A 14,320-nucleotide genomic window follows, 5' to 3' on the forward strand; every position below is an offset into this window, starting at 1 on the left:
GTGGTGGAGACACGACCTGTCCGCGGCGGGGCGGGGCGGCCGGGGCACCGGTTGCGCTTCGGCCCGGCCGCCGAGGGCATCGAGCGGCTGGCGGCCTCGCTCGTCGGCGAGGCGTTCGCGCCCCACCGCCACGACACGTACGCGATCGGCGTCACGCTGGCCGGCGTGCAGACCTTTCGCTACCGCGGCGAGCTGCGGCGATGCCTGCCGGGGGAGTGGCACGTCCTGCACCCCGACGAGCTGCACGACGGGGCCGCGGGCACCGACGCGGGCTTCGGCTACCGGATCTTCTACGTCGACCCGTACCTGATCCAGGAGGCGCTGGGCGGCCGGCCGCTGCCGTTCGTCGCCGACCCCGTCGTGCGGCCGGAGGGGATGTCGCCGGCGCTGCTCGCCTGGTTGCGGCACCTGGACGAGCCCCTGGAGGAGCTGGCCCGGCTGGAGGTCGCGCTGCTGGTCGCGGCGGCCCTGGAGCGGCACGCCGACGTCCCCGTCCGGCGGCGGCGCGACCCCCTCGCGGTCGAGGCGCTGGCACGCGTGCGCGAGCTCATCGCCGCCGACCCCGCGACCCGGCACCCGGTGACCGAGTTCGAACGCGTCTCGGGGCTCGACCGCTGGACGATCGCCCGCCAGTTCCGCGCCGCCTTCGGCACCAGCCCGACCCGGTACCGGACGATGCGGCAGCTGGACGTGGCCCGGCGGGCGATGAGCGGCGGCCTGCCGCTGCGGGAGGCCGCGCTGCGGGCGGGCTTCGCCGACCAGAGCCACCTGACCCGCATGTTCAAGCGCGCCTACGGGCTCACCCCCGGCGAATGGACCACCGCCCTCACCTGACGCTCGGTGAATCCGCCGTGAGCCCGTCGGTCCTGGCCTCGATCGCGCGGATCACGGCCACCATGTCGAGCGTGCCGTGCCCGAGCGCCAGGGTCTCGGCGAACAGCGCGTGGCAGACGTCGATCAGCGGCGAGGCCACGCCCGACGCCCGCGCCGCCCCGGCGATGAGCCGGTTGTTCTTCAGCACGTCGGCGATGGCCGCCTGGGCGGCGAGGTCGCCGTCCAGCAGCTTGCGGACCTTCCCCCGCGACACGTCGCTGGCCATCGGGCCCGAGTCGAGCACCTGGGCGAACCTGTCCAGGTCCAGGCCGTGCCGGGCGGCGAAGTGCGCGGCCTCGGCCAGACCGCTGACCATGGTGATCAGGAAGATGTTCACCGCCAGCTTCATCAGCAGCCCGCCGGGCACCGGGCCGCACGCGATCGTCCCGGCGCACATCGGCGCGAGCAGGGGGCCCACCTCCTCGACCGCCGCGGGCTCGCCGGCCAGCATCGCCACCAGCCGCCCGGCCTCGGCCGGGCCGCGCGAGCCCGAGACGGGCGCCTCGACGTAGTCGCCGCCGGCCGCCCGCACCGCCGCGCCCAGGTCCGCCGACCACGCCGGGGACGTCGTGCCCATGTGCACCACGATCCGCCCGGCCACCATGGACGCGAACCGCGGCGTGCCGCGCCCGAGCACCGCGTCCACGGCGGCCTCGTCGGCCAGCATGAGCAGCACGACCCTGGCCCGCGCGAACACCTCGTCCGGGCTCGCCGCCACGTGCGCGCCGGCCGCCCGCAGCGGCTCGCACCCGGCCGCCGTACGGTTCCAGACCACGACCGGCGTGCCCGCCCGCACCAGGTTGAGCGCCATGGGCCGGCCCATGATCCCCAGTCCGATGAATCCCGTTCCGGCCATCCGCCCTCCCGCTCCGCGTGTCCCGCCGTCACCGTTGTAGCGGCAGGGACCGGCTCCGGTCTTGAACGGTTGTGCGGCCCGCGCCCGCGTCAGGGCGTGGTGACGTCGAGGTCGACGCTGGAGACGCCGAGCACGCCGTCGATCTCCAGCAGCTCGGTGATCAGCACCTCGACCGGCCCCGCGCCCTGGACGACGAGCCAGATCGAGATCGACTCCCGGTCCTTGCTCGGCTGGTCGCGTTCGAGGGTGAGCTCGGCGATGACGAAGCCCCTGTCGCTGCACAGCGCCAGCACCCGGCGGAGCGCGCCGTGGCGGTCGAGGTAGGTCAGATGCAGGCGCGACTGGGCGTACTTCGAGCGGGGCAGCCGGGCGCTGAGCGGGGTGAAGCCGAACAGGACCAGGAAGTGGCCGGCGGTGACGGCGACCGCCAGCAGCCACAGTCCGGCCCCGGCGGCCATGCCGACCGCGCAGGTCAGCCAGACCACCGCGGCGGTGGTGAGCCCGCGCACCGCGTCCCGGCGGACGAAGATCAGGCCGCCGCCGATGAACCCGATGCCCGACACGATCTGCGCGGCCACCCGGGACGGGTCGAGCGTGACGTGCTCGCCCAGGACGTCGGCGAAGCCGTACTTGGACACCAGCATGATCAGGGCCGAGGCGAAGCCGACCAGTGTGTGGGTGCGCAGGCCGGCGCTCTTCTGGCGGATCTCGCGTTCGAGCCCGATGGCGGCCGACAGCAGCAGGGCCAGGCCCAGTTCTCCCAGCTGGGTCCATCCTTGCCCGGCCAGTGCCGTCGTGGCGAACGCCGTCCCCATTTGCCCAGATGTCCCCGGCGTGCGGGGGTCTCACACCTTCCCGGCGAAAAGTTAGTTGCCTGACTTAGGTTCTGTGCTACGGTTCTTCTCAGTCAGGCAACTAACTAATAACTGGGGAGAACCGCCATGTTCGTTGTCACGGGTGCCACCGGGAACGTCGGCCGCACGCTGGTCGGTCTGCTGGCCGAGGAGGGCCTGCCGGTCACCGCCGTCGCCCGCCGCGTCACGGAGGCCGACGTGCCGCCGGGCGTCCGGGCCGTCGCCGCCGACCTGGGCGACGTCGCGAGCCTGCGTCCGGCTCTGGCGGGTGCGGACGCGCTGTTCCTGCTGGTGGCGGGGGAGGACCCGGAGGGCGTGATCGCGGCGGCCGGGGAGGCGGGCGTGCGCAAGGTCGTCCTGCTGTCCAGCCAGGGCGCCGGAACCCGGCCGGGGGCCTACCCGCACGCCGTCCGGTTCGAGGAGGCCGTCCGCGGGTCGGGGCTGGCCTGGACGGTCCTGCGTTCGGGCGGCCTGGCCTCCAACGCCTACGCCTGGGCCGAGCCCGTACGCCTGAGCCGCACCGCCGAGGCTCCCTTCGGCGACGTCGGCCTGCCCTTCGTCGACCCCGCCGACGTCGCCGCCGTGGCGGCCGCCGTCCTGCGCGAGGACGGGCACGACGGGGCGACGTACGTGCTGACCGGCCCCGAGGCCACCACCCCGCGGGACCGGGCGGCGGCGATCGCGGCGGCGCTGGGCGAGCCGGTGCGCTTCGCCGAGCAGACCCGCGAGGCCGCCCACGCGCAGATGGCGCAGGTCATGCCGCTGCCCGTGGTGGAGGGCACGCTCGCCATCCTGGGCGAGCCCACCCCCGACGAGCGGAGCGTCAGCCCGGACGTCGAGCGCGTCCTCGGCCGTCCCGCCCGCCCGTTCGCCGCCTGGGCCGAGCGCAACGCCGCCGCCTTCCGCTGACCACCGGCGACGAGCACGGCGGCGTGGCGAGACGGAGGGCGCCGGCCGGCCGGAAGCCGGTGACGGAGGGCGTCACCGGCTCCGGAGCAGCGCCCGTCAGGTGATCGGGCAGGTGTCGCGGTACTCCTCGATCGCGGTCCCGCGCGGGGCGGGGCACAGGAACTGGTCGTAGCGGGTGTCGTCGTCGACGAACCGCTTCAGCCAGGCCACCATCGACTTGGCCATCGTGGTGTTGGTGACCTGCGGGAAGAAGTGCGAGGCGCCGTTCAGCTCCAGGTACGCCTTCTCCACCGACGACGGGATCGACTGGTAGAACGGCTCGGAGTGGGTCGCCACCGGCGCGATCGTGTCGGCCTCACCCCCGATGATCATCGTCGGCACCCGGAGGCCCGACCAGCTCTTGGTGAGGTTCCACGGCGCGAGCGGCACCGCCGCCTGGAGCGACGGGCGCGCGTCGGCGGCCTCCAGCGTGCCGCCGCCGCCCATGGAGTGACCGGCCACCGCGAGCCGGGACGCGTCGATCCTGCTGCGCACGGCCGACGGGCTGCCCGAGGTCAGGTAGTCCAGCGCGGCCAGGAGCTGACGGCCGCGGCTGGCCGGCTGGTCGTAGATCGTGATGGTCTCGATGCCGATCACCACGAACCCGTGCGAGGCGATCCGCGGCCCCAGCCAGGCGAGGCTGGACCAGGTCGCCGTGTAGCCGGGCGAGATGGCGATCGCGCCGAAGGTGCCCTGGCTGGTGTCGGTCGGGTAGTAGATCGTCCCGCCGCCGAAGCCGGAGACGCTCAGCCGCGAGACGCCGAGCTCCGCGGTCGCGAACGGGCCGCGCGCGGCTTCCAGGATCGCGCCGGTCGGGTCGGGGCCGCGCTCGTACGGGCCGGCCGCGTGGGCGGCCGGCGCCGCCGCGACGCCGCCGGCGAGCAGCGTGACGGCCAGGGCGAGCTTGGTGAACGTTCGCGCGCCGAAGTGGGGGGTGGAGAGCTGCACGTCGTCGAACTCCCTGCTCATCGGGGGAATGACTGCTGTCTGTCGCCATTGTCGGGACACACGGTCAGCCGTGCATCGGTGAAATCACCGGTCTCGTGCCGCCCGGTTCAGGCGCTACATGAACCTGGCCAGCTCCACCCGTGAGCGGATGCCGAGCTTGCTGAAGATGTTCCTGAGATGGTGCTCGACCGTGCGCCTGCTGAGGAAGAGCTGCTCGGCGACCTCCTTGTTGGTGGCGCCCGCGGCCACCAAGCGGGCGATCTGCGCCTGCTGCGCGGTGAGCTGCGACACCGTCGCGTCCGCGGCCGGCCGGACCGGCTCGCCGGAGGCCCGCAGCTCGGCCCTGGCCTGCTCGGTCCACAGCCGCGCGCCGTGCCGTTCGAACGTCTCCAGCGCCGTGTGCAGGTGGTTCCTGGCCGCGCCGGGCCGCCGGTCGCGCCGCAGCGCGCTGCCCAGCAGCAGGTGCGTACGGGCCGCCTCGAACCCGCAGACGCCCTGGCCGTGCAGGCGCAGGGCGTCCAGGAACAGCTCCTCGGCCTCGCCGGGACGCACCGACAGCAGCGCCCGGCAGCGCGAGACCAGCGCCCGCAGGCCGGGGCTGCGCGTGCTGCCGACCCAGCGTTCGAGCACCCGCAGGGCCGCCGCGCCCCGCTCGCGGTCGCCGGTGCGGGCGGCCGCCTCGATGTAGTGCGGGGTGGACATGACCCTGATGACGACGTGGCGGTTGCGCCGCTCGGCCCGCAGCCTGCCCGCGGCGTCGGCCACGCGGCCCGCGGCCAGGTCGAGGCAGGCCAGCGCCCAGTTGCCGACCGCGCCGGCCAGGCCCAGCTCGTGGGCGTCGGCCAGCTCGATGGCGGCGTCCGCGCGGATCCGGCACGTCTCCTGGTCGCCCTCCACGGCGGCGCTGACCGCCAGCCAGGCCAGGTGCTGGGCCGCGGTGTTGTGCTGGCCCGTCTCGCGGGCCAGCCGCAGGCCCTTCGCGGCGGTGGCGGCGACGGAGGCGTACCGGCCCGTCCAGACGTCGGGGTAGATCGTGAACTCCAGGAGCTGCGGCACCGCCGACGCGGCCCCGCGCAGCCGGGCCTCCTCCACGGCCCGCGCCGACAGCCGGTGGGCCACCGCGTCCTCGCCCAGCAGCATGCCCGCCACGCACGCCCACGTGAGGACGGCCGGGTCGCGTACCGAGCCGGCCAGCTCCAGCACCCGCCGCAACGGCCCGGCCGCCTCCTGGTGCAGGCCGCTGAAGGTGTGGGCCATGCCCGCCAGGTACTCGAACATGAGCTGCGCCGGCGCCGGCTCGTCCGGACGCCGCAGGGCCGCCGCCTGCCGGGCGATCGCGATGAACGCCCGGTTGTCGCCCGCCCGGTAGCTGGCGTCCGCCGCGCCGACCAGCGCGCGCACGCCGAGCACGCGGTGGCTGTCCAGCAGCCCGCGGGCCGCCGCCAGCAGCTCCTCGCGGGCGCTGCTGGTCTCGCCGCCCAGCAGCTCCAGGCTGCCGCGCAGGAGCTGGACGTGGCCGCGCAGCTCCTCGGGCGCGCCGGGCGACCGCAGCCGGGCCAGCAGGGAACGCGCGGCCAGGGGACGTCCGGACACCCAGGCGTGCCTGGCGGCGGCGGCCAGCCGTTCGGCCTCGACCGCGGGATGAGCGGTCAGCTCGGCGGCGCGCTCCAACGCCAGGTAGGGCTCGGGGAACCCGGCACGACGCTCCGAGGCCAGGCACGACTCGGAGTTCCCGGCGGCCCACCGCACGGCCAGCGCCGCCCGCGCCAGCTCGTCCCCGGCCTCCTCCCCGCCGCCTCCCGCCCACGCCCGATGCCACGCCCGCCGCAACCTCTCCCAACCATCCGCATGGCACCCGCCCGGGGTGAGCAGGTCGGCGAGGAGGCGGTGGGCGCGGCGGCGCTCGGCCAGCGACGCCGCCTGGTACGTGACCGCCCGCATCGCGGGTTCCCGGAACACGAACGCGTCCCCGTCGGCCCGCAGGACGCCCGCCCGTTCGGCCGGTTCGAGCGCCGACAACGCGCACGCCGGGCTCGCCGCCCTGGCCAGGGTCGCCACGTCCAGGGCCGGATCGGCGGCGATCAGCAGCGACAGCCAGCGCGTACGCGCGGGCAGCCGGGCCAGCACGCCCGTGTGCTCCCGCCACAACCGCCCACCAGGAGGCAGGACGGCGGGCGGCGCCGCGAGCCCGGCCCGCTGGTCGGGGGTGAGCGCGCCGATCAGCTCGCGCAGCGCCAGCGGGTTCCCGCGGGCGATCCGGTCGAGCGCGGCCGGCAGGTCCTCGGCGAGCCCGCCGGGCGCCAGGTCCGCGGCCAGCTCCCGCACCGCCGGCCCGTCGAGCCCGCGCAGCTCCAGCGCGGGCACGCCCTCAAGCCGCCACATCGCCTCGCCGTCGAACCCCTCCGGCTCCCGCTCGCCGTACGGGACGGCGTGGGAGGGCGGGGGGCTGGTGGTGAAGAGCAGGGCGATCGGCTCGCAGGACAGGCGGCGGGCCACGAACGAGAGCGCGTCCAGGCTCGCCGCGTCCAGCCGGTCGGCGTCGTCCACGCAGGCCAGTACGGGACGCTCGGCGGCGACCGCCGACAGCAGCCCGAGCACGGCGGCGGGCAGCACGAGCCCATCCCCGCAGGTCCCGGACTCCAGGGCCTCGGCCAGCGCGCGGGCCTGGGCGGCCGGCAGCGCCGCGACGGCCCCGGCCACCGGTCTCAGCAGGCCGTGCAGCCCCGCGTACGGCACCCGCGACTCCGGCTCCACCCCCGACACCCGCAGCACCCGGAACCCGGAGGCCCGCGCGGCGGCCAGGTCGAGCAGCGCCGTCTTGCCCATGCCCGCCGCGCCGGTCAGCAGCAGCGCCCCTCCGGAGCCGGCCCGGGCGTCGTCGAGCAGTCGCAGCAGGACGTTCTCCTCCGCGTCGCGGCCGCGTAACACGGGAACGCGCGTGACTGGGGACACGCCGTCCAGTGTCACGCGCGGGTGCCGCCGCTGAAAGAGGCCGCCGGCCACGAAAGCCGCCGACGCCCCCGACCGTACGAGAGGGGGCGGACGGGAGAAAGTGCGGCATTCCGGTGACAGCAAGCGCTTGGTGACCTACCTTGAGTCCTGACCGTCAAGGAGTGCCGATGCGGAATCAGGGGCTTGGGTCATGGCCGGCACGCAGGGCGCGGATGACGCCCGCCCGGCCCGCCGTCGGTTACCAGGGGATCGACCGCACCTACGGCGACCTGTACGACCGGGTCACCCGCCTGGCCCACGGGCTGACCGGCCTGGACGTGGGCCGCGGCGACCGGATCGCCTATCTCGGGCCAACCACCCGTCCCTGGTGGAGACGTTCTTCGCCGCCGGACTGCTGGGCGCGGTGTTCGTCCCGCTCAACGCCCGGCTGGCCCCGCCCGAGCTGCGCTTCCTCCTGGACGACTCCGGCGCCCGCGTCGTCGTCCTCGGTGCAGGCCAGGACGGCGGCGGCCTGCCCGGCCGGCACCTGGACCAGGACGCCTTCGAGGAGCTGATCGCCGGCGCGCCCGCCGACCCCGTGGACGAGCCGGTGAGCCAGGACGACCTCTGCCTGATCATGTACACCTCGGGCACCACCGGCCGCCCCAAGGGCGCGATGCTCACCCACGGCAACCTCATCTGGAACGCCGTGAACCTGCTGGTCGACGTGCCGCTCGCGCACGACGAGGTGACGCTGGTCAGCGCGCCGCTGTGGCACATCGCGGCCCTGGCACAGACACTCCTGCCGACCGTGCTGAAGGGCGGCCGGGCGCTGCTGGAGCCGTCGTTCCGGGTGGACAGGACGTTCGACCTGGTCGAGTCCGAGCGGGTCACGATGATGTTCGGCGTGCCGTCGATGTTCGCGGCCCTCGCGCAGTCGCCGCGCTGGGCGGACGCCGACCTGTCCAGCCTGCGGCACCTGCTGTGCGGGGGAGCGCCGGTGCCCGAGCCGCTGATCAGGACGTACCGGGAGCGCGGGCTGCCGTTCCTGCAGGGGTACGGCATGACGGAGACCTCCCCGGGCGCGCTCTTCCTCGGGGCGGGGCACCCGGACGCCGGGCTCGGTTCGGCCGGGGTGCCGTGCTTCTTCTCCGACGTGCGGCTGGTCGCCCCCGACGGCTCGCCCGCCGCCCCCGGCGAGCCCGGCGAGGTGTACGTCCAGGGCCCCAACGTCATGCCCGGCTACTGGCGGCGTCCGAAGGAGACCGCGAAGGTGTTGTCCGCCGACGGCTGGTTCAGGTCGGGCGACATCGGCGTGGCCGACGAGGGCGGGTACGTCCACATCCGCGACCGGATCAGCGACATGTACATCTCCGGCGGCGAGAACGTCTACCCGGCCGAGATCGAGAACCTGCTCCTCGCCCATCCGGCGGTGGCCGAGTGCGCGGTGATCGGCGTACCGGACGAGAAGTGGGGGGAGACCGGCAAGGCGCTGGTCGTGCTGCGGCCGGGTGCGAGCGCGGAGCCCGGGGAACTGCTCGCCCACCTCGACGGCCGCCTGGCCCGCTTCAAGATCCCGCGGTATCTGGAGCTCGTCCCCGGCCTGCCACGGAACGGCGCCGGCAAGCTGCTCAAGGCGTCCCTCAGGACGCTGCACGGGCAGCAGGCGCGGTGACCGGGCAGGCAGCGGCGGGTCAGCCGATGGCGGGCACGCGCAGGTCGGCGAAGACGCCGCGGTGGTCGGTGCCGGGCACGTCGAGGATCTCCGTACTGGCCACGTTCACCCGGCGGTCGGCCAGCACGTGGTCGATCGTGATGATCGGCGGTATCGCCCTGTTGTTGGGCCAGGTCGGGACGAGCCCCTTGCCCACCTGGTCGGCCGCGTCGACGTAACCCCTGGCCAGCAGGTCGCGGAAGGCGCGATGGTCGAGGCTGGCGTTGAAGTCGCCGGCCAGGATCCTGATCACCGACGGCGACGGGGACGGCAGCGCCTTGAGCGAGGCGTCCCACTCGGCCGCCATCCGGCCGAGCGGCGGGTCGGGGTGCACCGCCACGACCTCGACCTTGCCGCCCGAGGGCAGGGACAGCGTGGCGGCCGGCATGTTGTGGCCGATCGGGGTGAACAGCCCCCGCAGCGGCCGCAGCGGGTGCCTGGCGAACAGGCCGCTGCCGATCGCGCCGTCCGCCGCCTGGAGCACCCGGTACGGGAGCAGCTTGCGCAGCCCCGCCTGGTCGAGCCGCCGGACCGCGTCGGGGGTCAGCTCCAGCGCGCTGAACACATCGATCTCGTACAGGCGCACCAGGCGGACCACGGTCTCGGCGTCGGCCCATCCGAACAGGTTGACCGACAACACCCGCAGCGGGACGCCCTCGATCACTTTGCCCGGCTCCACCCCGGACGTCCGCGGGATCAGGCACGCGACGAACACCATGCCCACGACGGCCGCGCTCAGCCCCGCCGGGCGGTTGCGCCTGAGCACCGCCAGCAGCGCGGTCAGCGCGGCCAGCCCCGCGCCGATCGGCGTCACCGTCATGAGCTGGATGAGGAAGGAGCCGGTCTCCAGGCCGCCGACCCGCAGCGCCGCCCAGGCCGCCAGCAGCGCGACCACCGTCCAGGCGAACCAGCGCCTGCGCCGCCGGGGTGAGGGACGCTTGCCGGCGGATGCGCGTTCGGCGGTCGCGCTCGCTGCCCGTTGATCCACAGCATGAACCCTAAGGCAGCGGCGAAGAACCCGAACCAGGCCGCCCACCCGGCCCCCGGCCCCGCCCCGCCCGGCCCCCTGCCCTGCCCCCGCCCCCGGCCCCGGGCCCGGCCCTGCTCGGTTCGGCCACCCGGGCTCACCGGGTCGGCTCAGCGGCTCACCTCGCCGACTCGGCTCCCGTCTTGACGGCGAGGAGCTGCCTGCGCATCGCGACGAAGTCGCCGACGTCCGTCATCGCGACGTGGGCGGCGCCGCGCACGGTGGCCTCGCCGCGCATCCGGAGCCGGTAGATCAGCCGGGTGCCGCCGCCGGTGTCGCGGAGCGCGATGGAGCAGGTCGTGGTGGCGTCGGCGCCGCGGTCGGCCAGCACGAGGCTGTGCGGGGGCTCGATCCGCTCGACCACGAAGGCGCCGCCGTCCATGACGTCGCCGGGCTTGAGGTCGTGCGGGGGCTGCGCGGGCTCGCCGGCGGCTTCCGCCCGCGCGTCGGGTCCGGCGCCAGGACGGGTGCCGGGACGGGTGCCCGGGCCCGGGTACCCGCCGAGCCGGACCACCCAGGCCCACACGACCGGCGGCGGCGCGTCCACGGTGACGGCACGGGTGGCCTGGAGCTGGGGGAGCGGCACGATGTCGTCACCCGGCAGGTCCTCGTGCACCTCTCTGTCGGTCGCGCCCCAGCGCAGGTGCCAAGGGCGCACGGCGAGCAGGTACCCGGCCGCCGCGCCCGCGGCCAGCCGGAACACCCGGCCTGGCAGGAACATCGCAGCACTCCTTCGTGTCACTGACGAGACCTGTCGCCGGCCTCTCGTCGATCGGCGCTCGGAATTTCGGTGCTTACGCTGAATTATGGGCCAATATGGCTAGATCTGGTCGGCTTTCCATATTGTCAGGCCATATGTCTCCGCAATCGGCCGCCACGCCTGCGCGAATTGCGCCTTCGCCGTCTGCGCGGCCTCCGATCTGCTGAGACCTCGCCGGTAATCGCGGTCGTCCGAGACCGGGCCGGTGCAGCCGCCCGCCAGATGGCGCCGGGCCCAGGAGAGGAAGGCGGTGTCGGCGTCGTAGGAGGCGTCGAGTGCGGCGATGAGCGTCTGCTTCAGCGCCGCGCCCTCGGGCAGGGCCGTCACCTCCAGGGTCCGGGCGGCGGCGAGCTGGTCGCGGCGGCCGGCGGTGATGTCCTCGATCGTGGTCACGCCGCTCCGGCGGCAGCCGGTCGCGTCCGCGATCGCCGCCGACAGGCTGGAACGGGCGGAACTGCTGCTGGACAGCAGCTCGTCCACCCGCCCGGCCTGCCCGGCCGCACCTGCCGTGGGGTCCGCGCTCGGTGTCGGGCCGGTGCTCGCGGCCGGGTCGCCGGTGGGGGTGGCGTCCCCGGTCGCCGGGTCCTCCGTCGCCTCGTGCGAGGTCTGCGGCTGGACGGCCGACGGCGCGCCGCCAGAGCGCCCGCCCGCCTCCGCCGGAGAGGACGGGCGGCTCCCGGCCACCCACCAGACCAGCGCCGTCGTCGCGCACGCCGCCGCCACGCTGGCCAGCACCACCGGCCGCCGCCACCCCGGCGGACGCAACCGCGAGGGCGGCGGCGGATGATCGTCCCCCAGCGGCCCCCGTGAGAGACCGGCGAACGCCCCCTCCCCGGACGAGCGCACCACAGGCGGGACACCACCGGCGCCGGCCCCCGGCGTGCCGACCCCTACGAACGGGACACCACTGCCGGCGGGCGGGGAACCGGGGCCACCGGGTGGGGCGCCGGTGTCTGTGGGGCCTGCGGGTGAGGGGCCGGAGGAGGCGGGAGATGTGGGGGTGGGGGGTGAGGGGGCGGGGAGGAGGGCGCCGCAGCGGGGGCACTGGGTGAGGGCGCCGGTGTCGCTGCCGCATCGCCCGCACCGCCCCCCGGCGCCTGAATGGTGGACCAATACACCCTCCCGTAATGCTCCGTAAAGGGAAGAATTTCAATTTATCGGGCTTTTGTCCCGAGCTTCACTTCCGGTGAACGAGACTATTTGATAACAACGAGCCCCCCAAAGCACTCGCCCCTCATAAGCTCGGCCGGGTTCACCGACGAAGGAGGGTCATGGCCGTCGACAGCTCCGGCGCCACCGGCTCCACGCGGGACACCAGGGCCCACCCCCGCGTGCCCCGCATGAGCAACGTCACCCGCTACCTCAGCGCCGCCGCCTACCTCGACAGCGGGTTCCGCGACCGGGTGCTGGGCGAGCTGATGTTCGACCCCTACCGCGCGGTCCCCCCGTCCTACGGCGGCTTCGACCTCATCCCGGTGATCCACCACTGCCGGCGCTCGCGCTCGATGCTCGTCGTCCGCGACGCGCTCATCACCGTGTTCTTCCTCGTCGGGTTCGTGATGTCCCCGCTGACCACGATCGCGTGGGTGGCGACGCTCGTCCCGCTGGTGCTGCTCACGTCGGGGCGGGTCCGGCGCGGCTCGCTCGTGCTGCGGGCCATGCTCTGGTTCTGGGCCGCGAGCATGGCCCTGCTCCTGCTGGCCGCGGTGTTCTCCACCGCGCTGTCCGTGCTGCTGCTGCAGAGCCTCTCCAGCTCCTCGCTCTACGACGACGGCCCCTCCTACGGCGTCGCCGACGTCCTGGGCCAGGGGCTCGGCACGCTGGCGCTGGCGATGGCCGTGCCCTTCACCACGCTCGGGGTGGCGCTGGTCTACCGGATCGCGACGTACATGACGCTGGCCGGCACGCTGCGGCCGGGCGCGCCCGAGCCGGTCACCGGCGCGACCGGCCCCCGCACCGCCCATCGCGTCGACTACGTGCGCAGCGCCCAGTGGGGCAACATCACCATGTACGCCAACGAGGACGCCTTCATGGGCGCCGGGTCCATCGCCAGGACCTGGTCGATCGCCGTCGAGCTCGACCGGGTGCGCGGCCGCGAGGGCCCGCCGCGCCGCCAGGACGACCCGGTCGACCTCGACCCCGTCGAGCTGCACGCCTTCGTCCGCGAGCGGCTGAAGGACATGCGCGACCGGGTGCTGCGTCCCAACGAGGGCATCCAGCGGCTCGACATCGGCGACCACGTCGTCACCAGGGGGATCTTCACCGTGGCCGACTGGCACGACGGCGGCGCCCCGGTGTCCCATCCGCTGATCGGCAAGAACGGCCTGCCCAGGTCCCACGCCACGCCCGAGGAGATCGAGGCGATCGTCCGCCATCCGCAGGGCGGCGTGCGCTACTACCAGCGCGTCACGATCAACAACGCCGGGCAGGAGATCCGCGACCGCAACGGCCGGCTCGTCGCGCCGGCCGAGGATCAGGAGGCGCTGACCTCCGCGTTCATCTACCTGGCCGTCGAGGGACGGATGCTCTACACCCAGTTCGTGGTCACCGTGCTCCCGCCCGCCCACGGCCCCTACCACGTGGTCGACCGGCTGCCCACGATGACCGGCGGCCGCATCGCCTGGGAGGCGGTCAGGTCGTTGAAGCTGCGGCTGCTGCGCGACGTGCTGGCCGCGCCCGCCCGGCTCGTCCGTACGGGGGTGCAGGCCGTCCGGCAGAACATGCTGGCGCCCGACCCGCGCAAGCACATCGTCTACCCCTACGGCGCCCGCTTCAGCGTCCGGGAGCTGGGCGCGAGCGACGACCTGCAGACCCACATCCAGGTGCTCGACGTCTCCAAGTACGTGCGGATGATCGAGCAGCGGCTCACCGAGGCGGTCCTCGACTTCCTGGAGGACAAGGGCGTGGAGACCGGCGCCTACCGGTTGCAGGCGGCGAGCGTGACCATGAACACGCTGTCGGTCAGCGGCGGCGCCACGGTCAGCGGCCCGGTCGCCTTCGGGCACCAGGCCGCGGCGACGGTCAACAACCTGGGAGGACAGGGCGCGTGACGAACGAGCAGACCCCCACGCCCGGCTCGTACGGCGTGCACATCAGCGGCGGCGAGGTGAGCGGCCCGATCGCGGTGGGCCCGCACTCCCGCGCCACGGTCAACAACCTGGGCGGCACGGCACCCGGCGAGGCGGCCCGGCTGCTCGACCGGCTGGAACGCCTGCTCGCCGAGCACGAGGCGGAGGTGACCGAGCCCGCGCGGGCCCGCCGGGACGTCGCCGACGTGCGCCAGGAGATCGAGCAGGCCGACCCCGACCGCTCCCGCGTCCTCGACGCCCTCAAGCGGCTGTCGGCCCGCGCCGCCGAGGTGTCGGTGATCGTGGAGGTCGTCGGCCAGATCCGCGAGCTGTTCGGCTGA

Annotated in this window: 13 protein-coding genes and 1 pseudogene; 7 read left to right on the forward strand and 7 right to left on the reverse strand. The window is 74.5% G+C overall.

The genetic code is table 11. The features are described from left to right. Positions 1-3 precede the first annotated feature (3 nt). The gene (locus tag ACFYUV_RS27920) at positions 4-834 is read left to right on the forward strand and encodes an AraC family transcriptional regulator (protein ID WP_387672798.1); all 831 of its coding nucleotides are present in this window, start codon (positions 4-6) and stop codon (positions 832-834) included. On the opposite strand, the gene ACFYUV_RS27925 is transcribed toward ACFYUV_RS27920, so the two are convergent. Next, complete coding sequence (locus ACFYUV_RS27925; protein ID WP_387672801.1) at positions 827-1,729, reverse strand: NAD(P)-dependent oxidoreductase; 903 nt, start codon at positions 1,727-1,729, stop codon at positions 827-829. The two genes, ACFYUV_RS27920 and ACFYUV_RS27925, sit on opposite strands and share 8 nt — an antisense overlap. An 89-nt stretch (positions 1,730-1,818) precedes the next feature. Beyond that, the gene (locus ACFYUV_RS27930; protein WP_387672804.1) at positions 1,819-2,544 is read right to left on the reverse strand and encodes an MgtC/SapB family protein; all 726 of its coding nucleotides are present in this window, start codon (positions 2,542-2,544) and stop codon (positions 1,819-1,821) included. Between the two features lie 126 nt (positions 2,545-2,670). On the opposite strand from ACFYUV_RS27930, the gene ACFYUV_RS27935 reads away from it, so the two are divergent. Further along, on the forward strand, positions 2,671-3,492 hold the full coding sequence (locus ACFYUV_RS27935) for an SDR family oxidoreductase (protein ID WP_387672807.1): 822 nt from the start codon (positions 2,671-2,673) through the stop codon (positions 3,490-3,492). Positions 3,493-3,588: 96 nt separating this feature from the next. On the opposite strand, the gene ACFYUV_RS27940 is transcribed toward ACFYUV_RS27935, so the two are convergent. Together ACFYUV_RS27940 and ACFYUV_RS27945 are read right to left on the reverse strand one after the other, a co-directional pair. Continuing rightward, complete coding sequence (locus ACFYUV_RS27940) at positions 3,589-4,500, reverse strand: alpha/beta hydrolase family protein (protein WP_387672810.1); 912 nt, start codon at positions 4,498-4,500, stop codon at positions 3,589-3,591. A 93-nt stretch (positions 4,501-4,593) separates the two neighbouring features. Then, entirely contained in the window at positions 4,594-7,431 is a 2,838-nt protein-coding gene (locus ACFYUV_RS27945) for an AAA family ATPase (protein WP_387672813.1), read from the reverse strand. 212 nt (positions 7,432-7,643) lie between these two features. On the opposite strand from ACFYUV_RS27945, the pseudogene ACFYUV_RS27950 reads away from it, so the two are divergent. Both ACFYUV_RS27950 and ACFYUV_RS27955 read left to right on the forward strand, forming a co-directional pair. Further along, positions 7,644-8,599, forward strand: a pseudogene (locus tag ACFYUV_RS27950) (AMP-binding protein); the annotation flags it as partial. Between the two features lie 174 nt (positions 8,600-8,773). Further along, positions 8,774-9,085: a hypothetical protein gene (locus ACFYUV_RS27955; RefSeq protein WP_387673241.1), complete on the forward strand. Its 312-nt coding sequence runs from the start codon at positions 8,774-8,776 to the stop codon at positions 9,083-9,085. Between the two features lie 19 nt (positions 9,086-9,104). Here ACFYUV_RS27955 and ACFYUV_RS27960 read toward each other — a convergent pair whose 3' ends face one another. From ACFYUV_RS27960 to ACFYUV_RS27970, 3 genes are all read right to left on the reverse strand, one after another. After that, positions 9,105-10,112: an endonuclease/exonuclease/phosphatase family protein gene (locus ACFYUV_RS27960; RefSeq protein WP_387672816.1), complete on the reverse strand. Its 1,008-nt coding sequence runs from the start codon at positions 10,110-10,112 to the stop codon at positions 9,105-9,107. A gap of 157 nt (positions 10,113-10,269) precedes the next feature. Then, entirely contained in the window at positions 10,270-10,872 is a 603-nt protein-coding gene (locus ACFYUV_RS27965; protein WP_387672819.1) for a hypothetical protein, read from the reverse strand. A 99-nt stretch (positions 10,873-10,971) separates the two neighbouring features. Further along, entirely contained in the window at positions 10,972-11,304 is a 333-nt protein-coding gene (locus tag ACFYUV_RS27970) for a hypothetical protein (protein WP_387672821.1), read from the reverse strand. On the opposite strand from ACFYUV_RS27970, the gene ACFYUV_RS27975 reads away from it, so the two are divergent. The 3 genes from ACFYUV_RS27975 to ACFYUV_RS27985 all read left to right on the forward strand — a co-directional run bounded on the left by ACFYUV_RS27975 (position 11,297) and on the right by ACFYUV_RS27985 (position 14,320). Further along, positions 11,297-11,698, forward strand: a complete 402-nt coding sequence (locus ACFYUV_RS27975) for a hypothetical protein (protein ID WP_387672824.1) — start codon at positions 11,297-11,299, stop codon at positions 11,696-11,698. The genes ACFYUV_RS27970 and ACFYUV_RS27975 overlap by 8 nt on opposite strands. 484 nt (positions 11,699-12,182) lie before the next feature. Further along, positions 12,183-13,961, forward strand: a complete 1,779-nt coding sequence (locus tag ACFYUV_RS27980; protein WP_387672827.1) for a hypothetical protein — start codon at positions 12,183-12,185, stop codon at positions 13,959-13,961. Further along, positions 13,958-14,320 carry a hypothetical protein gene (locus ACFYUV_RS27985; protein WP_387672829.1) on the forward strand — a complete coding sequence of 121 codons (363 nt, stop codon included), beginning with the start codon at positions 13,958-13,960 and terminating at the stop codon, positions 14,318-14,320. The genes ACFYUV_RS27980 and ACFYUV_RS27985 overlap by 4 nt, the downstream gene beginning before the upstream one ends.

It is taken from the genome of Nonomuraea sp. NPDC003560, from assembly GCF_042878785.1.
GTDB lineage: Bacteria > Actinomycetota > Actinomycetes > Streptosporangiales > Streptosporangiaceae > Nonomuraea.